This is a genomic window from Winogradskyella psychrotolerans RS-3, assembly GCF_000427335.1.
Classification (GTDB): domain Bacteria; phylum Bacteroidota; class Bacteroidia; order Flavobacteriales; family Flavobacteriaceae; genus Winogradskyella; species Winogradskyella psychrotolerans.
In genome coordinates this window covers 1-536 of sequence record NZ_ATMR01000138.1, presented here as the reverse complement: position 1 = coordinate 536, position 536 = coordinate 1, and the positions used below count along the sequence as shown (strand labels likewise).

Genomic DNA, 536 nt, shown 5'->3' with positions numbered 1-536 from the left:
AGAGAAAAAGTCAATGATGCCGATGTGATTATTTTTGGGGAGGAACATGATGACAGTCTTGGGCATGTCCTTCAATACCAGTTGTACAAAGGATTATTGGATAGCTATGAATCTGTAACCCTAAGTATGGAGATGTTTGAAAGAGATGTGCAAATGGTCTTGAATGAATACCTTGCAGGACTGATTTCTGAAAGCAAACTAATCCATGAAGGTAAAGCATGGCACAATTATTCGGATTATGCCCCTCTGGTAAATTTGGCAAAGGATCGTAATCAAAAGGTAATAGCAGCCAATGTTCCAGGAAGGTATGCCAATATGGTTAGCCGGCAAGGGCTTGGTGCCTTAAGCCAATTAGATAGAAGGGCCCGCCAACTGTATGCAAAAGTGAAAATCCCTGAAAAAGACGATGCCTATCTGGCTAAATTCAATACTGCCATGGGAGCACATGCTCACAGCATGGGGCCAACTGTTTTTCATGCCCAACTGCTAAGAGATGCCACCATGGCAGAAAGTATACTCAAGGCACACAGGGGATA

Annotated in this window: 1 protein-coding gene; it reads left to right on the top strand. The window is 43.1% G+C overall.

Features of this window, described 5'->3' with window-relative positions:
• The coding region (locus ADIWIN_RS14440; protein WP_040757477.1) for a ChaN family lipoprotein at positions 1-536 on the top strand (536 nt) is incomplete at both ends.